Annotated in this window: 22 protein-coding genes and 1 pseudogene; 9 read left to right on the forward strand and 14 right to left on the reverse strand. The window is 34.7% G+C overall.

Annotated elements, in window-relative coordinates:
* Positions 1-12: 12 nt before the first annotated feature.
* The 4 genes from QA612_RS08355 to QA612_RS08370 all read right to left on the reverse strand — a co-directional run bounded on the left by QA612_RS08355 (position 13) and on the right by QA612_RS08370 (position 4129).
* The gene (locus QA612_RS08355; RefSeq protein WP_278283340.1) at positions 13-885 is read right to left on the reverse strand and encodes a fructosamine kinase family protein; all 873 of its coding nucleotides are present in this window, start codon (positions 883-885) and stop codon (positions 13-15) included.
* Between the two features lie 61 nt (positions 886-946).
* Positions 947-1873 carry a dipeptidase gene (locus tag QA612_RS08360; protein ID WP_278283341.1) on the reverse strand — a complete coding sequence of 309 codons (927 nt, stop codon included), beginning with the start codon at positions 1871-1873 and terminating at the stop codon, positions 947-949.
* 634 nt (positions 1874-2507) lie between these two features.
* Positions 2508-3896 (reverse strand): class II fumarate hydratase, encoded by a 1389-nt coding sequence (gene fumC / locus QA612_RS08365; protein WP_278283342.1) that lies wholly within the window; start codon positions 3894-3896, stop codon positions 2508-2510.
* Positions 3897-3973: 77 nt separating this feature from the next.
* The gene (locus QA612_RS08370; protein ID WP_278283343.1) at positions 3974-4129 is read right to left on the reverse strand and encodes a hypothetical protein; all 156 of its coding nucleotides are present in this window, start codon (positions 4127-4129) and stop codon (positions 3974-3976) included.
* A gap of 152 nt (positions 4130-4281) precedes the next feature.
* On the opposite strand from QA612_RS08370, the gene QA612_RS08375 reads away from it, so the two are divergent.
* The 5 genes from QA612_RS08375 to QA612_RS08395 all read left to right on the forward strand — a co-directional run bounded on the left by QA612_RS08375 (position 4282) and on the right by QA612_RS08395 (position 10749).
* Complete coding sequence (locus QA612_RS08375) at positions 4282-5361, forward strand: polysaccharide deacetylase family protein (protein ID WP_278283344.1); 1080 nt, start codon at positions 4282-4284, stop codon at positions 5359-5361.
* 81 nt (positions 5362-5442) lie between these two features.
* Entirely contained in the window at positions 5443-7212 is a 1770-nt protein-coding gene (gene acsA / locus QA612_RS08380; RefSeq protein WP_481804426.1) for an acetate--CoA ligase, read from the forward strand.
* Positions 7213-7381: 169 nt separating this feature from the next.
* Positions 7382-8794 (forward strand): sigma-54 interaction domain-containing protein, encoded by a 1413-nt coding sequence (locus tag QA612_RS08385; RefSeq protein ID WP_481804427.1) that lies wholly within the window; start codon positions 7382-7384, stop codon positions 8792-8794.
* Positions 8795-8986: 192 nt separating this feature from the next.
* Positions 8987-10393: a lysine 2,3-aminomutase gene (gene kamA, locus QA612_RS08390; RefSeq protein WP_278283345.1), complete on the forward strand. Its 1407-nt coding sequence runs from the start codon at positions 8987-8989 to the stop codon at positions 10391-10393.
* A gap of 83 nt (positions 10394-10476) precedes the next feature.
* Positions 10477-10749, forward strand: a complete 273-nt coding sequence (locus QA612_RS08395; RefSeq protein WP_278283346.1) for a YokU family protein — start codon at positions 10477-10479, stop codon at positions 10747-10749.
* 106 nt (positions 10750-10855) lie between these two features.
* Here the strand turns inward: QA612_RS08395 and ablB are convergent, their stop codons facing one another.
* Genes ablB through QA612_RS08420 form a run of 5 tightly spaced genes read right to left on the reverse strand, consistent with a single transcriptional unit; the run spans position 10856 to position 15724 of the window.
* Positions 10856-11653 carry a putative beta-lysine N-acetyltransferase gene (gene ablB, locus QA612_RS08400; RefSeq protein ID WP_278283347.1) on the reverse strand — a complete coding sequence of 266 codons (798 nt, stop codon included), beginning with the start codon at positions 11651-11653 and terminating at the stop codon, positions 10856-10858.
* 58 nt (positions 11654-11711) lie between these two features.
* Positions 11712-12983: a peptidase gene (locus QA612_RS08405; protein WP_278283348.1), complete on the reverse strand. Its 1272-nt coding sequence runs from the start codon at positions 12981-12983 to the stop codon at positions 11712-11714.
* Between the two features lie 15 nt (positions 12984-12998).
* Positions 12999-13661: a 3-oxoacid CoA-transferase subunit B gene (locus QA612_RS08410; RefSeq protein WP_278283349.1), complete on the reverse strand. Its 663-nt coding sequence runs from the start codon at positions 13659-13661 to the stop codon at positions 12999-13001.
* Positions 13640-14350, reverse strand: coding sequence for a CoA transferase subunit A (locus QA612_RS08415; protein ID WP_278283350.1), 711 nt, complete (start codon positions 14348-14350; stop codon positions 13640-13642). Before QA612_RS08415 ends, QA612_RS08410 begins: the two co-directional genes overlap by 22 nt.
* A 12-nt stretch (positions 14351-14362) precedes the next feature.
* Positions 14363-15724, reverse strand: a complete 1362-nt coding sequence (locus tag QA612_RS08420) for an aspartate aminotransferase family protein (RefSeq protein ID WP_278283351.1) — start codon at positions 15722-15724, stop codon at positions 14363-14365.
* 563 nt (positions 15725-16287) lie between these two features.
* Between QA612_RS08420 and QA612_RS08425 the strand changes: the two genes are divergently transcribed.
* Together QA612_RS08425 and QA612_RS08430 are read left to right on the forward strand one after the other, a co-directional pair.
* Complete coding sequence (locus tag QA612_RS08425) at positions 16288-16434, forward strand: hypothetical protein (RefSeq protein ID WP_278283352.1); 147 nt, start codon at positions 16288-16290, stop codon at positions 16432-16434.
* Positions 16435-16551: 117 nt separating this feature from the next.
* Positions 16552-16722, forward strand: coding sequence for an aspartyl-phosphate phosphatase Spo0E family protein (locus QA612_RS08430; protein WP_278283353.1), 171 nt, complete (start codon positions 16552-16554; stop codon positions 16720-16722).
* Positions 16723-16886: 164 nt separating this feature from the next.
* Here the strand turns inward: QA612_RS08430 and QA612_RS08435 are convergent, their stop codons facing one another.
* The 5 genes from QA612_RS08435 to QA612_RS08455 form a co-directional block, all read right to left on the reverse strand.
* Positions 16887-18698 carry a S8 family peptidase gene (locus QA612_RS08435; RefSeq protein WP_278283354.1) on the reverse strand — a complete coding sequence of 604 codons (1812 nt, stop codon included), beginning with the start codon at positions 18696-18698 and terminating at the stop codon, positions 16887-16889.
* A gap of 148 nt (positions 18699-18846) precedes the next feature.
* A complete protein-coding gene (locus tag QA612_RS08440; RefSeq protein ID WP_278283355.1) occupies positions 18847-19389 on the reverse strand; it encodes a DUF420 domain-containing protein in 543 nt (180 codons plus the stop codon).
* 114 nt (positions 19390-19503) lie between these two features.
* Positions 19504-19674, reverse strand: a complete 171-nt coding sequence (locus QA612_RS08445; RefSeq protein WP_278283356.1) for a hypothetical protein — start codon at positions 19672-19674, stop codon at positions 19504-19506.
* Between the two features lie 42 nt (positions 19675-19716).
* Complete coding sequence (locus tag QA612_RS08450) at positions 19717-20913, reverse strand: MFS transporter (RefSeq protein ID WP_278283550.1); 1197 nt, start codon at positions 20911-20913, stop codon at positions 19717-19719.
* A 319-nt stretch (positions 20914-21232) separates the two neighbouring features.
* Complete coding sequence (locus QA612_RS08455) at positions 21233-22114, reverse strand: patatin-like phospholipase family protein (RefSeq protein WP_278283357.1); 882 nt, start codon at positions 22112-22114, stop codon at positions 21233-21235.
* Positions 22115-22275: 161 nt separating this feature from the next.
* On the opposite strand from QA612_RS08455, the pseudogene QA612_RS22490 reads away from it, so the two are divergent.
* Positions 22276-22437, forward strand: a pseudogene (locus QA612_RS22490) (hypothetical protein); the annotation flags it as partial.
* Positions 22414-24327, forward strand: coding sequence for a formate dehydrogenase subunit alpha (gene fdhF / locus QA612_RS22495; protein WP_347568867.1), 1914 nt, complete (start codon positions 22414-22416; stop codon positions 24325-24327). The pseudogene QA612_RS22490 and the gene fdhF, both read left to right, overlap by 24 nt.
* Positions 24328-24402: the final 75 nt, after the last annotated feature.

A 24402-nucleotide genomic window follows, 5' to 3' on the forward strand; every position in this document is an offset into this window, starting at 1 on the left:
AAAAAACCTCCTTTAATAGGCATAAAACCTGTTTAAAACCCGATCCACTGACCCTCCATACATTTCTCCAAAAAGGTTTAAATGAAGAAGAAGATAGTAGAGCTGATAAATCTCTTTTCTATTATGATACTCTTCATCTATTGGCAATACCTCATGATACGCTTCATAAAACGTTGATGGAAAGCCTCCAAATAATTCAGTAAAGGATATTTCCATTTCATTATGTCCATAGAAAACAGATGGATCAATAAAGTAAGGCACTCCTTTAGGTCCCACGATCCAATTTCCACCCCAAAGATCACCATGTAGTAAAACAGGAGAAACATTATTGGGGATCCAATTTTCAATATGATCCAGTAAATACTCCATTTTAAACAATCGTTTACTATCCATTTTACCTTGCTGAACTCCTAGCATCATCTGGGGCTTCAAACGGCACTCTTTAAAATATTCAGACCAATTTTTCCACCAACCATTTACTTGCTTTAATTCTCCAATGTATGTGGTATGGTCATATCCAAAGGAATCTCCAATGAATTGATGAAGATTTGCTAGTTGTATACCAAGTTGAGCACCAGTAGTACATGTAGCTTCCCCTTCTATCCATTCTAATATAATGGAGTAGAAATCAGTCTTATTATCCTTATACACACCATATATATGAGGAGTTTGAACAGCATTTGAATTCTTTAATGCAAGTAGCCCCTCCATCTCCACTTCAAAAAATTCTGGTTCCACTTTTGTATTGCATTTTAGGAAATATTGACGTTTTTCAGTTTTCACATAATAAGCTTCATTAATATCTCCACCACTTATTGGTTTCACGTCATTAATTACTGAATAATCTTTTATGTCTTGAAGTGCTCTTTTAATATACTCCTCCATCACACAGCCCTCCTTTTATACTGTGAGACTTTATTTAGTCCGATAGTACGTGGAGATGATGTTATAAACGTGAAAGTTTATTGAATACATTTTCATACGCAAAGCCCTTTACCTCTTCTTCACTATAATATTTTAATAGATGATTAATAAATTTTTGATATTTACCAGCATGCTCTAAATTTTTTACATAATTTATAATTCCATCAAAATCCGATCCAAATGCTATATGCTCAACTCCACCAAGAGCACTAAAATGATCAATATGCTTAACAATATCATCATAAGAAGCTTGGTCTTTTCCATTAATAAACGGTGGATTAAATACAAGTCCGATAAAACCATTCTTTTTAAAAATTGCTTGTGCCTGCTCATCTGTTAAGTTTCTTCTATGGTCACAAATAGTCATGGAGTTAGAGTGTGTTGCAACAGGAAAATCAGAAACATTTATTACATCCCAAAAACCAGCTTGTGACAAATGAGATACATCCGTCCAAACACCATAGTCATTATTTAACCGAACTACTTCAAAGCCTAGCTCTGTCAAGCCTCCCCCTCGAGTTTCACCAACACCATCAGCACATAAATTCCCATTATTCCATGTTAAGCCAATGGATTTCACTCCTAATTGATAGAACGTTCGAAGCTTTGTTAAATCATTTCCAAAGGCATCAGCGCCTTCTAACGTTAATACTGCCCCTATTTCACCTTCCTCTAATTTGTCAACCTCTTCCCAACGTTCGATTTTCTTTATATTTTCATGTTTCTCAATAATTTCAGTATGGAAGAGATCGATTTGTTCTAGAGCAATTTGAAATTTAATGTCTGAAGAAAAGTGAGGTTCAATAAAAATAGCGAATAACTGAACTTTCACGTTTCCTTTTCTTAATCGTTCGTAATTTGTTTCTACCTTCGAAGCATTTGTGAAGGAACGATTTCGATCCTCCCATAGTTTTAATAATGCATCACAATGTAAATCAATAATTTTCATTATTATCTCTCCCTCAACTACATCAGAACAGTTTTGTTTACAGTAACATAAATAAAAAAAAACTTCTATTTTTATAGGTGGATTCGTGAAGTGATGTTTCATTACTGAAGTCACCTCATTTCACTCCTGAACCAATACTTATTTTCAGGGTAGACCACCCATGCAAGTATGAATTTGCACCAAGGGGGATGAAAATATTCTTTCACTAAAATCACTTCTATGGTTTCTCTACTTTGCGGTCGCCAATGTGCCTGCAAATGGAAAAAGGAGGTTTGCAGGCCGATAGAAGGAAGCCAATACGCATGCAAAAGAAAAAAAAGGTTTGCAAGCCTATATAGGGATGCCAATGAACCTGCAAATCAACAATGCGCAGGATCTCGATGGTTCAGCCTTCTTCTTCACTATCACCTATCATGAATTTTTAGAGTTGCCAGTTGTAGTGCCACTTTATTATCTACCTATGTATAGTGTTGTTCTGTAGCCTCATCCGTCGAGACAACGGGTAGTGGATTTGAAGTTTCATCGATTGAGTCGCTTCCTCTCACTCCAGAATCATTTGTATTTTCAGGGTAGAATAATAAATGAAAGTCAAAATCAATATGTAATTAATATTGATTTTGACTTTCACTTTGATTTATTCAGTTGGCTTAACCATTTTTTTAGGATTAACATACTTATCAAACTCATCTTCTGATAAATACCCTAATGCTAAAGTAGCTTCTTTCAAAGTCGTCTGTTCTTTATGGGCTTTTTTGGCGATTTCAGCTGCTTTCTCATAACCTATGTACGGATTAAGAGCAGTAACAAGCATTAGTGAGTTTTTTACGTGCTCGTTTATTACGTCCTCATTAGCTTCTATGCCAACTACACATTTTTCTCGAAAAGATTCCATACCATCTGAGAGTAACGTAACTGACTGTAAAAAGTTATAAACGATGACAGGTTTATAAACATTCAATTCAAAATTTCCTTGACTAGCACCAAAGCCAATAGTTACGTCATTACCAAATACTTGTGACACTACCATGGTCAACGCTTCGCTTTGAGTAGGATTAACCTTACCTGGCATAATGGAACTCCCAGGTTCATTTGCTGGAATTGTAATTTCCCCAATGCCTGAACGTGGACCGCTAGCTAGCCACCTTACATCATTTGCTATTTTCATTAAATCAGCTGCTAATGCCTTTATTGCACCATGAGCATATGTAATTTCATCGTGAGATGTTAAAGCATGGAATTTATTTTCAGATGAAAAAAATGTTTCACCAGTGATTCTACTTATTTCTTCAGCAGTAAATTCTCCAAACTTTGGATGAGCATTTATACCTGTTCCAACAGCAGTACCACCGATTGCTAAATTCCGAAGATGTTCAGCACCTTCCTTTATCATTCGTTCACTTTTTTCAAGCATGTATTCCCAACCACTAATTTCTTGACCTAAAGTTAAAGGTGTAGCATCTTGTAAATGAGTACGACCTATTTTAATTATGCTTTCAAATTCTTTTCTTTTTTTATTAATAGAATGTTTTAAATTCGATACAGCTGGAAGTAACTTTTTTTGAATACTAAGTACAGCAGCTATATGCATAGCAGTTGGAAACGTATCATTCGAACTTTGAGAACGATTCACGTCATCATTAGGATGAACGATAATATCTTCCTTAGCTTTATTTAAAAGTTCGTTTGAACGATATGCGATAACCTCATTCATATTCATATTTGATTGAGTACCACTTCCTGTTTGCCAAACAACTAGTGGGAAATGATCAAGTTTATTCTCATTTCTAATCTCCTGACAAACCTTAACTATCATTTCTCCTTTTTTTTCTTCCAGTTTTCCCAGACGGACATTTGCTTTTGCTGTAGCTTCTTTCAATATTGTGAATGCTTCTACTACTTCTGATGGCATTTTTTCCGTTCCTATTTTGAAGTTTGTTAAGCTTCGCTGAGTCTGTGCACCCCACCATTTATCAGCAGGTACTTCCACTTCACCTAATGTATCCTTTTCAAGTCTCGTCTCCATATGAAACGCCCCTTTATAAATTATTCATTAGTTAGTTCCCCTCTAAACTCCATTTTAAAACAGATGGTTTAGTCTCATTAAAAGAAGCCACTAAGAATATCTAAATGATTAGTAATTAAATAAATGATAACTACTAAAAGTCCTACTCCAATTACAAACTTTAATACCTTCCCAACAATTTTAATTAAAATGATCCCAACAACTAGTAATAATAAAATAATTAAATAATCCATTAAAATACCTCTCTCCCTATATTTTCATTTTTATAAACGAATTATGTAGTTTCATGTAGTAAATTTCATCATATTCTTTGACCATAGTGTAAAGCCTACAAATAACACTACCTTTCTGTTATTCATTATACATGGAATTGGAGGATCATTCCGTGAAAAAATGGTTAAAACATAAGAAATCCTTCCTTTTAGTCAGTTCTGTATTTTTATTAATCATCGTAATCAGTTTTCTTATTTTATTTTTTCAAGGACCTATTTCAAGTGTTCAATATTTAAAATCAGAAACCGAACAGCTAAAAATTGAAAATGACCAACTCAAAGAGGAAATAGACGGTTTACGAAAAGATTTAGCCATCAAAAGGGAGCATAATGACACGATCGAACATAAAAAAGATACTAAAAAATCAGAACTTAATGATCTACATGCTCAAATTGAATCGAAACGAGAGTTAATAAATAATCTAAATGAACAAATCGATAACTATAAAAAGCAGATAAACCAACTTGAACAAAAAATTGAACAGAAAAAAAATGATAATAAAGCAAAAACGGATCCTAATGGAGAAAAAAAAGTTTTCCTAACGTTTGATGATGGTCCAACCTCTCTTACATCATCTGTATTAGATATACTTCAGAAATATGATATTCCTGCTAGTTTCTTTGTTATTGGAGAACGAATGGAAAGAAAACCTAAAATTACTCAAAGAGCATACAATGAAGGTCATATGATTCTCCCCCATTCCTTTACACATGAATATTCGATATACACAAGCTTCGATACATTCTATAAAGATTTTTTTCTTGCAGAAGAAGCATATAGAAATACATTACAATTGGAACCACCATCAATCTTCCGTTTTCCTGGAGGGTCATCTAATCATAGTTCATTTGAATACGGTGGGGAAGAATTCATGCCTCTTCTTACTGAAGATGTGAAAGATAAAGGATATGTATATGTGGATTGGAATGTATCTTCTGGTGATGCTGGATCTAACATTAATGACCCTACTGGAATGAAGAATTCTATAATTAAAGACTCTATAGATAATGACTTTATTGTCCTACTGTTTCACGACACTGGAAATAATCAAGCATTGCTTGAAATTCTACCCACAGTGATTTCTTATTACAAAGAAAATGACTATACATTTCGTTCATTCCAAGATATCACTGATATAGAATTAGCAGAAATGAAGAATCGACATATTGCTAATAAACCAATTAATCGATAAAGCAATTGGAAATTTCCCAATTGCTTTTATTAATTTTTCAAAAACGAAACACATAATTTGAAATTTCAGAATATTGGGTATATGATTGACGTAAGTTTGTTATACTTATCGAATTTTTTCACGGGGGTGTTCATTGTGGTGGAGTTATTAAAACCCAAGGATGGGAACTATCAACTTAAAAATTACAAAAAAACTCGAGAGAATTTTAGTTGGGAAGATGTAAAAAAACAATTTTCCTGGTCAGAAACAGGGAAGGTTAACATGGCATATGAGGCTATTGATCGTCATGTAAAAGCAGGTAATGGAGACAAAGTTGCACTCCTTTATTCTGATTCAGCTAGAGATGAAATGTATACGTTTTCACAGATGAAAGAGAAAACAAATCAAGCTGCACATATGTTTAAAAAGTACAATGTTAAAAAAGGAGATCGTGTATTTATTTTTATGCCGAGGTCTCCAGAACTTTATTTCGCTCTCTTAGGGGCAATTAAAGTAGGGGCAGTCGTCGGTCCCTTATTTGAAGCATTTATGAAGGATGCAGTAAAAAGTAGATTGGAAGATAGTGAAGCAAAGGTTCTAGTAACAACACCAGATCTTACCTCAAGGGTACCTTTTGATGAACTACCTGACTTACAAACAACCATATTAGTGGGAGAAAATTTACCTACAAATAGAGACTATGTTTCCTTTTATGATGAAATGAAAGTTGCTTCCTCTAATGATGATGCAATCGAATGGGTTGATTTAGAAGATGGCTTAATTTTACACTATACTTCAGGTTCCACAGGAAAGCCAAAAGGAGTTTACCACGTTCATAATGCAATGCTACAACATTATCAAACTGCTAAGTGGGTACTCGATTTAAAAGAGGACGATGTATATTGGTGTACTGCTGATCCAGGCTGGGTTACAGGAACATCATACGGAATCTTTGGTCCATGGCTCAACGGTGTAACAAATGTAGTAAGAGGAGGTAGATTTTCTCCAGACGACTGGTATGGAACGATAGAAAAATATAATGTAACTGTTTGGTATAGTGCACCTACGGCTTTCCGAATGTTAATGGGAGCAGATCCAGCCATTATTGAAAAATATGCTCTTTCCTCACTACGTCATATTTTAAGTGTAGGGGAGCCTTTAAATCCTGAAGTTGTTCGCTGGGGATATAAGGTGTTTCAGCATCGAATTCACGATACATGGTGGATGACTGAAACTGGCGCTATGCTCATTTGTAATTATTTATCTGAACCAATAAAACCAGGATCTATGGGAAAACCAATTCCAGGTGTTGATGCTGCAATTATTAATGATAAGGGAGAAGAACTTCCTCCTTATGAAATGGGACATTTGGCTGTAAAAGCTGGCTGGCCTTCCATGATGAGAAAAATTTGGAAGAATGAGAAAAAGTTCAATGAATACTTCTCTATACCTGGTTGGTATGTTTCAGGAGATACAGCTTATCGTGATAAAGATGGTTATTTCTGGTTCCAAGGTCGAAACGATGATGTCATAATGACAGCTGGTGAAAGAGTAGGGCCATTTGAAATAGAAAGCAAATTAGTAGAACATAAAGCTGTAGCAGAAGCTGGGGTAATAGGTAAACCTGATGAAGTGCGAGGACAGATTATTAAAGCCTTTGTAGCCTTACGAGAAGGGTATCAATATAGTGATGAACTAAAAAAAGATATTCAATCCTTTATTAAAACGGAATTATCTGCCCATGCAGTCCCTCGAGAAATAGAGTTTAAAGAAAAGCTCCCAAAAACGAGAAGCGGAAAAATTATGCGTAGGGTCCTAAAGGCTTGGGAAATGAATGAACCTGCTGGTGACCTTTCAACAATGGAAGATTAGTAAAAAAGAAATTCTATTATATGACTAATGAGAAGAAGCCGGATATCCCGGTTTCTTTTTTCGAATTCTATTCATTGCTAATTTCATATGTTAGAAGTAAGATAAAATTAAAAGTGCCGAAATTTAAGCGCTAATGATTAATTTTCGGCAATGACAAGGGGGCTACCCATTGTTCACCTCTCATGCAGATACAAATGAAATGTTAAAAGCCATCCTAAATAGTATCGATGAAGGAATTCATGTGGTCAACAAAGATGGGATTACTATTTATTATAATAAAATCGCAGCTGAGCATGATGGATTACAAGCTGAAGAAGTCATTGGAAAACCTCTACTTGATGTTTTCCCTTCTCTTTCTAATCAAACAAGTACGATGTTAACTGTTATTGAATCAGGGGTCCCTATATTTAATCAACACCAAACGTATCGAAATATAAAAGGAAAAATGATTGATACAATTAACACGACCATACCAATAAAAGTAAAAGGCACTGTATTAGGTGCAGTAGAAATTGCTAAAGATTATTCGAGAATTAAACAATTATCGAACAAACTAATTGATATTCAAACAAGAATTGATCGCCGAAGTGCGAAAGCTGTTCCTATAAATGATGATAATGCACACTTTTATTTTGAAGATATCATTACAAAAGATCCTAATATGATACAACTTATAGAAAAGGCAAAAAAAATTGCAAGGTCTTCCTCACCTATTTTCGTTTACGGAGAAACAGGAACAGGAAAAGAACTACTTGTTCAAGGTATTCATCATGCATCACGAAGGAGCCACGGCCCATTTATTTCACAAAATTGTGCCGCTATCCCCTCCACTTTACTAGAAAGTACTCTTTTTGGTACAACAAAGGGAAGTTTTACTGGATCAGAAAATCGAGAGGGACTTTTTGAATTGGCACATGGAGGAACCTTATTTCTCGATGAAGTACATACGATGCCATATGAATTACAGTCAAAGCTATTACGTGTTCTAGAGGATGGGGTAATTCGCAGAATCGGATCAAATAAAAGTGTTAAAACAGATGTTAGAGTACTGGTAGCGACAAATGAGAATCCACAAAAATTGTTACATAATGAAACATTAAGAAAAGATTTATACTATCGATTAAATGTCGTTTCAATTGAAATCCCACCATTAAGGAAAAGAAAAGGAGATATTGAACTTTTGATTTCTACTTTCATTGATTTATTTAATCAATCCTTTGAAAAAGGGGTTCAGACAGTAGATGAAAAAGCTCTAAGTAAATTAATTTCTTACGATTGGCCAGGTAATGTTAGGGAACTACGTCATTGCATTGAATCAGCTATGAATCTTGTAGAGGGAGATGTCATTCAAATGAATGACTTCCCTAGAGAAATTATGGAGATTATTAATAATCAAAATGATAACTATCTTCCAGTTTTAACGTCAAATAATGGGCTAAAGGAAAACCTTTCTGCATTGGAAGAAAAACTAATTAAAGAAAAATTATTAGAAACAAAAGGGAATATCAATCAAGCAGCTAAAGGATTAAGGATACCTCGACAAACCCTACAATATAAAATTAAAAAATATAATCTAATGTGAAAACGCCGAATTTCTGGCGTTTTTTATTTTACTTACAAATCCTATAATATCTTTCTTTGATGAAATTCATCTAACTCATACTATAATACTGGGGCTTACAACCATTTTTTCACCATGAATTATACATTATTTACTTTGGCACAGTTCTTGCATTAATACTTAGTGAGAATCTCACTTTAGGAGGTAATAAAAATGAAAATGGATTTATATAAGCCAAATCGTCATTGGAAAGAGATTGATATATGGAAGGATGTTTCTGAAGATCAGTGGAATGATTGGATGTGGCAGCTTACAAACACAATACGGACACTTGACGATTTAAAAAAAGTAATTGATTTAACTCCAGAGGAAGAGGAAGGAGTCCGTATATCAACAAAAACAATACCATTAAATATAACACCTTATTATGCATCATTAATGAATCCATATGACCCACGTTGTCCAATTCGAATGCAATCTGTTCCAATCTCAGAAGAAATCCAAAAGACAAAGTATGATTTAGAGGATCCTTTATCTGAGGATGATGACTCTCCCGTTCCAGGGTTAACCCACCGATATCCAGATCGAGTATTATTCCTTGTAACGAATCAATGTTCTATGTATTGCCGCTACTGCACTAGACGCCGTTTCTCAGGACAAATTGGAATGGGTGTACCAAAGAAACAACTTGATGGTGCCATACAATATATAAAAGAGACACCTGAAGTAAGAGACGTCCTCATCTCTGGAGGAGATGGATTATTAATTAATGATCAAATATTGGAGTATGTTTTACAAAATTTAAGAGCTATTGATCATGTAGAAATTATCCGAATTGGAACTAGAGCCCCTGTTGTTTTTCCACAGCGAATTACAGAAAACCTATGTAACATTTTGAAAAAGTACCATCCTATTTGGCTTAACACACATTTCAACACATCATTAGAAATTACGGAAGATTCAAAAAGAGCATGTGAAATGTTAGCAAATGCCGGTGTACCAGTTGGGAATCAAGCAGTCATTCTAGCCGGCATTAATGATAGCGTAGAAATTATGAAAAAACTTATGCATGATTTAGTGAAAATTCGCGTTCGGCCATACTACATTTATCAATGTGATTTATCTGAAGGGATCGGACACTTTAGAGCTCCTGTATCAAAAGGGTTAGAGATTATTGAGGGATTAAGGGGTCATACTTCTGGGTATGCTGTTCCAGCATTCGTTGTTGACGCACCTGGTGGTGGTGGGAAAATAACTTTACAACCAAATTATCTCATTTCCCAAAGTCATGACAAGGTTGTGTTAAGAAATTTTGAAGGTGTAATTACCTCCTATCCTGAACCCCAAAACTATATATCTGGAACTGCGGAAGAATATTTCTATTCTTATTATGAAAAATCAGAGGAGAAACGTACTGGTGTCTCAGGTCTAATGAATGACGATAAATTTAACTTAGTACCTGAAGGCTTAAATCGATTAAACCGCCGAAAAAAATATGAGCAGGATCAAACACACCAATCCTTAAAAAATCAAAGAAATAAACGGGATGAAATGAAAGAACGAAAATGGACGAAGGAAATGGAGAGAATGAAAGAAAAAAACAGAAGAGAACAGGCATAAAAAATTATAACACCAACTAGAAGACTTTAATGGTTTATCCACCATATAAGGATTTGTCATTTATGTATTAAAGGAGAGATTATATGCATTGTCAATGGTGCGAATCTGAGAAAACGATAAAAACGTTTGATTCAGCTTACTGGGAATTGCCTGATGGAACGAAAGCAGTTGAAATAACAGAAGTCCCTTCCATTAACTGCAAGGCATGTGGAATGATCTATGTAGAAGAATTTATTATAGAGGAAATAGAAGATCAATTTATGTTAATTGAAACAAAAAAACTTCCAAAAGCTTTTTCTTACGAATTTTTCATGAATCAACCAAGAATCTTAAAGAAAAACTACTTTAAGTTTTAGCATTAACCCGTCATATCTCTTTACAAAAAGAGAGTGACGGGATTTTTATTAATTTTTATGGAGGTCTACTTTGAAAATAAATTTGATAATAAAATAGTTAAATTCTTTATTTCAACTTCTTCGTCCAGATATTCATATCCTCAAAGCCTGTTGAAATAATACAGTTATTAACTAACGTTCCTTCATAGCTATAACCTAAACGCTTTACTATCATATTCATACCAACGGAAACAGCCCTTGTGATTGAATAACAATGATAGATACCTTGATTAACTAATTCATTTTCAAGTGAAAGAATGATAGCAGGTAGTAGTTGTTTTCCTCGATGTTCTTTTCCTACAGCGCAATCCGTAATTTCAGCACTTCCAAAACCAGAATTCATTGCAGAAGCAGCACCTAGCAATCGCTGGTCTTTGTCTTTTGCAACCATAAATGTATAATTCTTTTCCATTGCACTTTTTAAGTATGTTGGATCAAATATATTCGTAGGATAAACTGGAAAAACAGACTTGTATAATTGAGCTAACTCATTTAATTCATCCTTCTTAACCTTTTCGATAGAATAGGGAGTATCTATTTTCAAAAGAGTCTTCTTATCTTCATGGACAGTTTTTAACGTTTGTTTCACCATTAAATCAGTAGTAGAAATGCCTCTATCCTGTTTTTTATATTTTGAATAAATAAAAGCATTGTCCCCGTAATAAAATCCTGTTAAACTTCCTTCTATTAAAAAACCCTCTTCCCGTAAACCTTCACTATTTTTAAGCGTAGAAAATATTATTATTTTTCCGAAACCTTCGTCTTTACAAACTTCTTTAATTTTTAACCATTCATTTACATCTATATTGGGCAAATATGCAACAACCCTATCATTTCTAACATCAAAGTCCCATTTATTCTTCATTTGTACGGTCCCCCTTACTCCACTGTCACTTTAAATGCTCTATTTCACCTTTATACTATTACTTCTTCCTATCTTCATTTACCCATTCATAGACAGTACAAGCAATTATTTTGGAACAGGCAAGGACCTTGTCAACCTCCACATACTCGTTTGAGAAGTGTGCCATGTTTGTTACGCCAGGACCGAAAACAACCGATGGAGTTTGACCAATAGTGGTTAATAAACCACCATCAGTTCCCCAAGGTGAAGCAGCAATCGTAGGCTCATACCCTAAAATGTTAGTGAAATTATTTGTAAGCATCTTCATTAATGGATGCTCTACATCAATAGAGCCGGGGAACCATCGTGCACCAAACCATTCTACTTGAACAGGGTGCTTTTCAAACCAATCGTCATCCTCTGCCAATCCTTTTAACCATTGAGATACTTCAGCTTTTACTTCTTCAATTGTTTCATCTGGTGAGACCCCCACTCGTCCTTCTAATTTCACTAAATCTGGAACAGAGGAAGGCCACTCCCCGCCCTCTATCACACCTATATTTATGGGAAGAGGAATTGGAAGTGAGGAGAATAGTGGATCCTTTACACGTTTATTTCTAATTCTTTCTAGTTGTTTTAATGAATTTATCACTTTCTGACATTTTTCTATAGCGTTTGTCCCTTCATAGGACGTTCCTCCATGTGCCGATTTCCCTTTTACATAAATCCTGAACCACATTGAACCTTGCTGTTTCGGAAAGATCTTCATATTTGTAGGCTCTGGTATGATGGATGCATCTGCTGTATACCCTCTTAGTATAGCTGCTAACGTTCCTGCACCACCACTTTCCTCATCTATAACACTATGAAAAATTATATCACCCTTTGTGGGTAATTGAAGGGAATAAATGGACTTTAAAGCAAATAGCATAGCAGCATTTCCGCCTTTCATATCTGTTGACCCACGGCCATAAACTTTCCCATCCATATAAGCCCCGGAAAAAGGATCAGCTTCCCAATCTTTTATATCACCTTCAGGTACCACATCTACGTGCCCATTCAGTACTATAGACTTACCGTTATCACTTCCTTTATTTACACCAACTACATTCGGACTTCCAATAAAGGAGTTCCTTGGAGATATAAATGCATCATGGGAAAGTAAATCCTCTCCTCCAATTTCCCACTTATCCACATCATAATCCATATGCAGTAAATACTCTTCCACTAATTGCTGAATTGTAGCTTCATTTTTTTGAACAGAAGGTTCACGAACCAACGTTTTGATTAGTTCTATCAATTCACTTCTATTCTCATTCATCCATTGACTAATTTTTTTATTAGCATCCATATGCACAGCACCACCTTATGAAATCATAATTATATTCTTTGATAAGCGGACGGATGCATCAGTCTTTTTTAATACTTCTTCCACTGTATAAGGTTGATAAACTTCTTCTAAAACTATTTCATTGCTCTTATTTAAAGAGAATACAGCCATATCCGTAATGACTAAATCTACACATTTTTCAGCCGTCAAAGGTAATGTACATGAATGGACAATCTTTGAGTTTCCTGATTTATCACAATGGTTCATTAGAATAACGACTTTCTTCGCTTTTTCAGCTAATTCTATTGCTCCTCCAACACCTGGAACTCTTTTTCCAGGAACAATCCAATTTGCTAAATCTCCTTGCTCACTAACTTGTAATGCTCCTAAAATTGTCATGTCTAATAAACCTTTTCGAATAATTGCAAAAGCTGTTGCACTATCAAAATAAGAGGAACCCTTTACTGAGGTTATTGGAAAACCTCCTGCATTACATAAATTAGGGTTTTCCCTCCCTTTTTCTGGACTAGGACCTGTACCTAATATTCCGTTTTCCGCATGAAACATAACTGGAATATCTTTGACGTAATCAGCAACTAAGGTAGGTATTCCAATTCCCAAATTAACGATCATTCCTCCCTTAATTTCTTTTGCTGCTCTTTTAGCAATACGCTGCCTTACATCTTTTCCCATGCCCAAGACCAATTCACCCCTTCACTTTTTACGATATAGTCAACGAAAGCTCCTGGAGTTACAACTTCCTCTGGATGAAGATCACCAACTGACACAATTTCCTCTACTTCCGCAATCGTGATCATACCAGCCATAGCCACTAAGGGATTTGTATTCCGTGCTGATGTATCATAAATTAAGTTTCCAAATTCATCTCCTTTTTTTGCATATACTAATGATATATCTGCCGTTAATGCTGTTTCTATCATATATTGGCTATCACCAACCGTTACTTTTTCTTTATTTCCATCTATTTTAGGATTTCCAATTCCAATATCTATAAGAACTCCGCCTAACCCTACACCACCTGCTCTAATTCTTTCAGCAAGGGTTCCTTGAGGAGAAAAAACTACTTCTAACGTTCCTTCGGTCATTTGTTCTCCTGCCTTTGGATTAGATCCAATATGACTCGCAATTAGTTTTCTTACACTTTTATTTGTAACTAATTGTCCAACTCCAATGTTAGGAAATCCAGCATCATTACAAATAACGGTTAACTCATTTGTACCATTAACTATAATTTGTTGAATTATTGATGGTGGATTACCAACACCTCCAAAACCTCCAATCATAATGGTAGATCCATCTACTATCTTTTTTCCCGCTTCTTCTATAGAAATAACTTTAGAGAGATTATCCTTATTTTCATTAGTCATTTAAACCACCCCTTACTGAAAAAAATGAAAATATCCTGCTTTTTGTAATTCTTCTTGAAGCTCCTTTACTACCTTCTCAAAAATATGGACTAATTGATCTATTTCATTTTTTCTTATGATTAAAGGTGGTGCAATCAATACTGCATCTCCTGTTATGGCATCAGCTCCTGAAAGTGCAGGGTATACAATAAGACCATTATTTTGCGACTTTTGTACAACTCTATTAGTAACTTGAATGGAAGAAGGAAACGAAGCCTTGTTTATGTTATTACATACAAATTCTACGCCAATTAATAACCCAATTCCTCTTACGTCTCCCATTATTGGATAGTTGGATTGTAGTACCTTTAGCTTTTTTAATAAATAATATCCCATTTCTTCCGCTTTCTTCACTAAATTATTCACTTCCATATAATCCAAAACAGCAAATGCTATTGCAGTAGATTGTGGGTTTGCACTATACGTATGTCCACTCATAATTTGCTTAGAGCCATTTAAAATAGGTTCCAGTACTTTGTCACTAATCATCGTTGCAGCAAGAGGAGTATACCCTCCGCTTAACCCTTTCCCTAATGCCATAATATCTGGAGCAACATTCCAATATTCAATAGCAAATTTTTTACCACATCGACCGATCCCGGTCATTACTTCATCAGTAATGAATAATATATCGTGGTTATCGCAAATTTTTCGAATTTCCTCATAATAGCCTTTTGGAGGGACAATAGCTCCCCCAGCTGCACCTATGATAGGTTCAGCTATAAAGGCAGCAATATATTCAGCTCCAATTCTTTGAATATACCGATCTAGTTCTTTCGCACACATCAATTGACAACTAGGGTAGGATAGCTGTAGGGGACAACGATAACAATAAGGGGCTTCTATTGTTGGAAAATTTTCTAATAAGGGGATAAAGGGACGACGTCGACTAACATGACCAGACATAGATAATGCCCCTATGGTGATTCCATGATAACTCATCCATCGAGATAATATTATTGTTTTTGTTGGCATTCCTTTTTCTTTCCAGTATTGTAGGGCTACCTTTAAAGCTGTTTCAGTGGCTTCAGAACCGCTATTTACAAAAAATGACCAATTCACGTTACTAGGAGCCCATTTTTTTAACTTTAATGCTAACTTCTCTGCTGGTTCACTTGTAAATTGTGAACGATAGACAAAGGAAACCATTTTTGCTTGCTCCTTCATCACTTCGGCAATTTCTAAAACACCGTGTCCGATACTTGCTGATATTGCACCAGAAGAACCATCTATATATTCTTTTCCATCCTTATCATACAAAAATATCCCTTTGCCGTAGGCAACAGCTGAATAAATACCATCTAGATTCGGTTTAATTAAATAGCTATCATCCAAAACTCTACCTCCTTCAGGCTATAATAGTCATATTCACAATCGTTTGAAGGATATTCGAGGAACATTTATACAAAAAGCTTATATTTAATTCGATCTCCGCTTCAGACGTATCAATTACGCCTAAGTACCGCCTACGTCCTGTGGGCAACGGCGTAATGTCGCCATCCTAGCTCCGGGCACGGCTTCAACTCCACACTAGACATTTTGTATACTGCTAAAGCATATTGTCCTGTCTCTGCCTCTACTAGTATTGCTCTGTTGTTATATGCGTCGAGACTACTCGAAGCTTATTCGTGAAGCAAATGATCATCGCTAGAGTCGACGTCTTCCTCTGCAATTGAAAATAATGTTCGTCTTTTTCAACAATTTTTCATTTATGAAATTCATTCTAGTAGATATTCTAAATAATTTTACGCTATGTGGAATACTAATACTTATGCACTTTTGTACCCATAGATACTGAAAATATTAAAGAATAGAAGATCTCACAAATTTAATGTTTAATGAAATATGATTATTTTGGATATAAATAATAATGTCAAAAAAAAATTGGGAGTGATATGATGAATAGAAAAAATAATTTGCAAAGAAATAAAAAGAATTACACAAAAGAAAATCAAAAAAATAATGAGCATAAGCTTCATTACCAAGTATATCTACAGGAAGATAGACCTAATCAACCAAAGGAAGAAGACGAGATCGATTATTAATGTCGAAAAATGTATAAAAACGATAGTTATTGACAAGTTTTCGAGAATCTATTTCCCTTTTTTAATCGTTGTATGATAATAGGATTATACTCAAATCACTGAAGACGGAGTGTTCCTATGTCCATTCAATATAAAATAGAACTTAAGCGAAAAGAACTCCTAAATATTGCTAATAAAAAAGGATTATCTTCAACAGATACATTACGATGCTCTGAGGAATTGGACAAGCTTATTTATACATATCAGGAAAAAGTAGCTGCAAAATCTTTTGAAAAATGTAGGCCTTAATATTTTAACGTATATCGAAGGTCGGAACCTTTTCCATAAAAACTTGGTAGTTAATAATATTACGTATGCAACTGGTTTAGTTTCCACCAAAAAATAGAAACCATCTTATTGTCACACTATATTAACTAGTAGTATGTGACTAGATGGTTTCTTTATTTTATCCTTTACAAAATCTCTTCTAATGCTTTTTTAATATTTATCTCCCCAAATCCATAAAATGGATCATACCCTCTTTTTCCTAAATCATCTGATGTTCTCATGATTAGCTCATATATTTCATCATTTGATAAAGTTGGATCTACAGATCTAATTAAGCCTGCCATCCCTGCAACATGAGGTGCAGCCATAGAAGTTCCACTCATCATAACATATTGATTCCCTAGAAAAGTACTAGGTATATGTTCTCCTGGAGCTGTTACGTCTAAGTGATTTCCATAATTAGAAAAGAAAGCTCGTTCACGATTGATATCCACTGCCCCTACTGCAAGTACCTCTTTATATGCTGCTGGATACATGGGAGTGTCAACATTGTCATTTCCAGAAGCAGCAATTAAGACAACATCATTATCATAGGCATATTTAATTGCTTCGTACATAACATCAGAATCATGACTGTCCCCAAGACTTAGGTTAATTACTTTTGCTCCTTGTTCTACTGCCCATATAATTCCTTTTGCAATAGAAAGAGAGCTTCCTTCGGCATTGTCATCTAGTGCTTTTACAGCTAATATAGGGTTATTCCAGGAAACACCTGCAACCCCATCGATATTATTAGTAATGGCAGCAGATATTCCAGCTACATGTGTTCCATGCCCATGTTCATCATTATAAGCATTGCTATCATCAAATGCATTATATCCATCTACAATTTTATCAGACAAATCCAAATGTTCTGGGTCAATTCCACTATCAATAATGGCAATCGGAACTCTTGTTTGACCAACCGTATACTTCCAAGCATCTTCCGCAAAAATTTGAGTCAAATTCCATTGATATGGTTCATAAAATTCATCATTCGGAGTGGCAATTTTATCATAAGGCCCAAAATAATTTAACATTCTTCTTTGACGTTTTTCGTAATCAATAGTTTGTTTTGAGTACATGTAGTTCGGTTCCATATCATTTACCGATTGGTCTCTAGCTAAGTTTTCCATCAATTGTTCTGTTGTATTTGTGTGTGATCGAACGACCATTTTACTATTTATACGATCTATTAATGAAACTTCATTTTGAATTAGCCACTGTTCTTCATCCACATTATTTTTCAATTCTACGATCAATTCCCCTTGCTTGAAGTGCTCCTCATCCTCGTGTATAGAATCTTCCCTTTGTAAAAATAAGTTCCAGCCTAACTCAGGAACCTCTTTTTTGGTATATGGGATTTCTGCTTCTTCGTCAGTCAAAGAGACATCAATATTATTATTACCAATGAAGAACTGCCCATTTGAGTCTGACAATGAAGCAACATCTTTAATAAACGATTCAATAAAGGAAAGATTTAATTCTGCAACTAAGGAGTCTTTATTCCCATCAAACACTCCCATAACCATTCGATGCTTTCCTTCATGTACGAAAGGATCAGAAAACTTGATACCGTTATTTTTAACATGAATAAAATCATTTTCGTCGTATCGCGCAACCTCACCTATCATAAATTCCTCTTTCTCTTCATTACGATAAATAAATCCATCGACGTGAGGATGATCCTCTACTTCTTGCTTCATCCTTACTTTTAATTCTTCATTATTCCAGTCATTGTTTTTCCATTGAATTAAGTCATCTTCAATCTGATGTAAAAACATTTGTATAGACCCAACTAAGTCCTCTGCCAATAATTCGTCCATAGCAGCACGAAATGGTTCATCCTTTTTTATTGTAAAGTCATTACTTTTTTGGTGATCAGACACAAACCAAATTCCTAAAACCATCAAAAGGACAATACTAAAGATTATTGTTAAACGTCTTAAAGGCCACATATTAACCATCCTATTCTTAAGAGTTTCTATAAGCTTTAGCATATCCATGAGATGGAAGAGGTATGAAATAATTTCACAGAATGAAGTGGATGAATAAAAACAGGTGCAAGCATCATACTTTGCACCTGTCTACCGAGTATTTTAGTTATTAAGTATAATAAGGCGAAATCAAAATATAAACAAGTACACCTGTCAAACTAACGTATAACCATAATGGCATTGTCCAACGAACTAATTTTTTGTGCTTTTCTACTTCTCTCTTGTAGCCCGAAAAAAAGCTCAATAACGCTAGTGGAACAATAACAATTGCTAAAATAATGTGCGTAATTAGTATAAAATAATAAAGTCCTGCAATCATGCCTGTTCCACCATACGTGGTTGATTCTGCTAAAAAATGATACGTTACATAAGAAAGAAGAAAGATAGCTGTTGTAGTAAATGCACAATAAATAAAACGCTGATGTAATGTAATATTCCTCTTCAATATAGCTATAAGAGCAAATAATAAGAACATAAAAGTAAAGCTATTCAATATAGCATTTAAAAGTGGCAGCTGCTTAATTAAAAATGGTAATTCACCTTGATATCCCGGCAAAAATGAAAGAAGAGCAACGAGTAGATTTACTGAAACAGTTATAATAATGACAGTTTTTTTATCATGTTTTAGTATTGTATTCCATGCTTTTTTCAAAATTAGCACCTCATCTTTTCTTGTAGCAATATACAATTTTAAAATCTATTCCATTTAGTTTACCTTAAGGGAATTTATAATACCAATTAAAAAGAATTACATTCTCTACTTTAATCACAATTTAGATGGTTTAACTTTATTTACCTTTTCATTCCTAACATTTTGTTCTAATTTAGTGAGTAATTGGTTTATTTCTTGTTTGTTTTCCTTTATTCCAAAAATCCGTCTCTTTTCTTTTTTTAAAATGCGAATTAATAAATTCTTTTCTTTTTTTGTTAGCATCATTTCTTCACAACTCCCTTACAAACTAAAACACTCTTTATCTACTTATGAACCTGTTAATTTACTACCTTCCTCCATATTACCATGGTTATTCTTTAATATTAATCCTAATGAAAGTACAGTTATAAATATAACAATTGCTGAAAAATAAAACACAAAAGATATTGACCATAGACTAGAAATTAAACCACCAATAACAGGACCTACTACATTACCTAAAAAACGAAAGCTTTGGTTGTAGCCTAATATTTCACCTTGAACAGATAAAGGAACAGCTTGACGTATATATGCCGTTACACATGGTATTATGCCACCAATCATAGCACCAAATAAAAACCTAAAAATCACAAGCTGCCAAATATTAGTTACAAATGCTTGAGGCAAGAAAAATAATCCACCTAAACTTAACGTTATTAACAAAACTTTTTCATGTCCAATACGATCTCCTAATACCCCCCATGATCTAGTAAACAATAAATTTCCTAAGCCAGTGACCGAGAAAGCAAATCCTGCTAATAAAGCTATATTTTCTGCTTCCATTAGATTGTTTACATATAAAGCTAATTGAGGTTGAATACTGAAATTTGCTGTTTGAATAAGAAAAGATATAATCATTATCATTAATAAAACTTTATTTTGAAAAATCATTTTCAAAACAGAAAGCATGCTTCTAGTTTCTTTCTGTTTTTTATTTTGTTCTTTTACCACCATTTCATTAATTCCAAACAGAACAACCGTTGTTGCTGCAGTAATAATGAGTGATGTAATAAGAAATGTATACGTAAAACCAAATGTATCAGCTAATGCACCACCAATAAGTGGACCAATTAAACCACCTGAAACTGTACCCATCTGCAATGTTCCTAATACCTTACCTGCTCTATCCTTTTTTGTCTGGGCTGAGATCAATGCTAATGAAGTAGGAATAAACCCTGTTACTACCCCCATAAAAAACCTTAGTAAAAACAACCCTAAAACTGATTGAACATATCCCATTAAAAAGATAGAAATTGCAATGCCGTATCCAGTGAGTAGTAATATTTTCTTTCTTCCAAACTTATCACCGAATCTTCCCCAGAAAGGAGAAACAACAAAAGCAACAAGGAATGTAATTCCAAATACAAAGCCAGACCACCTTTGTACATAAGCTTCAGAAAAATCTCCAAATGTATCAATATACAATGACAAAAATGGTAAAATCATGGTCGCACTAGCTGCCACAAAGAAATTTGCAATTCCCATAATTAGCAAATTGCGTTTCTCACTACGAATAATAAACACCTTCTCCAATTAATATTTCGATTCCCTAAGTATTTATTATATCGAAACATTCAGAAACTGAAAAGTGTTATGCAAAATTGGTATCATCTTTATTAAATCAAAATCAAAGGAAATACCACTCAAATTTTAGTGATATTTCCTCTGATTTCTTTATAATTTTATTGATAATCAGCTTTTCTACCCCCGAGTAACTGGTAGGAGGCCGTGCCCCACGGTGTAAGTGTTTTCTTGCATGGGCGGTCTACCCTGAAAATAAAACAATTCTGCAGTAAAAAGCAGATTAGACCGTTTTACTTTTAATACTAATTGAAGATTCTAAGAACTGTAGTAGTTCAGGATAGCGTCTATTCGCTTGTTCATATCCATGGTCATATAACGATTGAAGTCTTTCTATACGTTGTTCTGTACGACTCACGCCACATAAATTCTCTGGTCTAAACACAAAAGCTTTTCCTTCTTTTTCTAACTCCAACACCTTTTTCACTGTATTATTATATATATGAGAACGATGTTCAATAATATCAATTAGCCCTTCGTAATCTCGATACCTCTTCTTAAACCACCATTTCCCCCGCTTAACAGGCTTTTTGATATAACCTTCACATTGAGTTAAAATAACAATATGTTTCTCATTCCCGTCTTCTAATGACTTTTCTAAAGGAATTGGGTCACTAATCCCTCCATCTAGGAGTGAACGGTTATCATGATCAACAACATGACTAATCATTGGTAATGAACAGGATGCACGTAAAATTTTATTCAAGTCAGACTTAATCTCATTTTTTTCGTAGTATATAGTCTCTCCTGTTTTACAATCCGTAGTACCTATATAAAATTTTTGATCAGATCTAAAAAAAGAATCATAATCAAAGAGGTTTTCTTTGTTTGGTATCTGATCGAAAATTAAATCCATATTGAATAATTCCCCATTTTTTATTAGCCTCTTAAAAGAGATATATTCAGGATGATTCGCATAGCCAACTGTAACAGCTTTATTTCTCCCTTGCTGTTTAGAAACGTAGGATGAGGCATTACACGCACCTGCAGATACAGCAACTACATAAGGCAAATGTATTTGATTTTCTAAGAAAAATTCTAAAATGCCTCCAGTAAAAACACCACGCATACCTCCGCCTTCAAGTACTAAACCGATATCATTCACTTTCTTCTACCTCCTCGTGTCTATTCTACTATTTTAACGAATGACTAAGTAATCCTCAATTAAAAAATTTGTCACACCTCTATACACTTTAGAATTCTAATTTTTGATACTATGATAGTAAGCACTTACATTGAAAAAATGTAAGGGGGAGGGGGAGAAAAATGGTTAATAAAAAAGAAGTTAAAACAACATGTGCATATTGTGGTACTGGTTGTGGTTTAGTATTAGAAATAGAAAATGATCGTATTATTCGTTCAAGGGGAGATAAAGAAGCACCAGTAAACAAAGGGCAGGCATGTATTAAGGGAGTTTTTGGCTATCATTTTGTTCATTCGAAGGATCGTCTTACATCTCCACTCATAAGAGAAAATGGTAAGCTAGTACCAGCAACATGGGAAAAAACACTAAATTTTGTGGCTAGTAAGTTTGCTGCTATTAAAAATTCTTACGGTGGCGATGCATTATCCATTTTCGCTTGTGCACGAGCAACTAATGAAACAAACTATATAACTCAGAAGTTTGCTCGAAGCGTTTTAGGAACAAACAATATAGATGGATGCAATCGAACGTGACATGCTCCTAGTGTCGCCGGTCTGGCGACTGTTTTTGGAAACGGTTTTCCTACGAATTCCATTGAAGATGTTGAAAAGGCAGATGTTCTGTTATTAATGGGATCTAATACGTCAGATGCCCATCCTATCATTGCAAATCGTATGAAAAAAGCGGCAAAAAAAGGACTAAAAATCTTTGTTATTGATCCAAGAAAGATTGATATGACTAAAGTAGCTGAAAAGCATTTACCTTTAAAAGTTGGTAGTGATATTGCTTTAATGAATGGTATGATGAACATTATCATTCAGGAAGGCTGGTACAATAAAGAATTTGTGGAACGTTCAACACTAAATTTTGAAGAATTAAAGATTCATGTACAACAATATACACCAGAATTAGTTGAAAGCATTACTGGATTAAAATACGAAGACATCTATGAAGTATCAAAAGCTTATTCTCAAGCAGAAAAAGGAATGATTGCTTATACATTAGGAATTACTGAACACCATTGTGGTGTTAATAATGTATTCGATGTGGCAAACTTAGCTTTACTAACGGGACATATTGGTCGTGAAGGTACAGGGATAATGCCTCTAAGAGGACAAAATAACGTTCAAGGTGCAGGAGATATGGGTTGTTTACCTAACATGCTCCCTGGTGCAGTACCATTACTAGACGAACAATCTAAGGAAAAATTTGAAAAGGCATGGGGAGTTACACTGAACCCACACGTTGGCAGTACTTTAACAAGTATGCTAGACAAAATGAAAGACGGTCAAGTAAAAGGACTATACATTGTTGGGGAAAATCCAATTTTAGCTGACGTTAATCAATCCCACACGAGAGCCGCTTTAGAAAACTTAGATTTCTTAGTTGTCCAAGACATCTTCCTAACGGAAACAGCAGAATTGGCCGATGTGGTATTACCTGCTAGAGGTTGGGGTGAGGTTGAAGGGACCTATACGAATACAGAAAGACGAATTCAACGAGTACGGAAAGCAGTAACTGCAGTTGGTGATTCCTGGGACGATTGGTATATTTTCACCCAATTAGCTAATAAAATGGGTTATTCCATGAATTATGATACATCTGAGGATATATGGAATGAGGTACGGGAACTTTGTAGTCATCTATACGGTGGCATGTCCTATGAAAGACTGGATCGTGAATATGGTTTACAATATCCATGTCCAACGGAAGACCATCCTGGAACAAAGGTTATCCATACAGAATTTTATGAATCACATGATAAGGTTTCCCCATTTACGTCTGTTTCGTATACACCACCAGTGGAATTACCAGATGAGGAGTATCCTTTTACACTAACAACTGGAAGACGATACGAGCCCTATAACACGCATACGCAAACTAAGTATTACCCAGAAACACTTAAACGAAAACAAACAGAGGAAACGGTTGATATGCATCCTGAGAATGCTGAAGTACTAGAAGTTTCTAATGGTGACTGGGTAACAGTTCGTTCTCGAAGAGGAGAAGTAAAAGTAAAAGTGAAAGTGACGGATCAAGTTCAGCCTGATCTAGTATTTATGAGCTTCCATTGGAGTGAAGTACCTACAAACGCACTAACAATTGATGAATTTGACCCAATCTCAGGAACTGCTGAATATAAAGCATGTGCAGTTCAAATTAAAAAGCTATAAGAACAATAAGTGTTTTTTTGAGGAAAATAGATAACCGCATGGATTTTTATTCAAATCCATGCGGTTTTTAATGTA

Origin of the sequence: Evansella sp. AB-P1, from assembly GCF_029688925.1 — a bacterium.
Taxonomy (GTDB): domain Bacteria; phylum Bacillota; class Bacilli; order Bacillales; family Salisediminibacteriaceae; genus Evansella.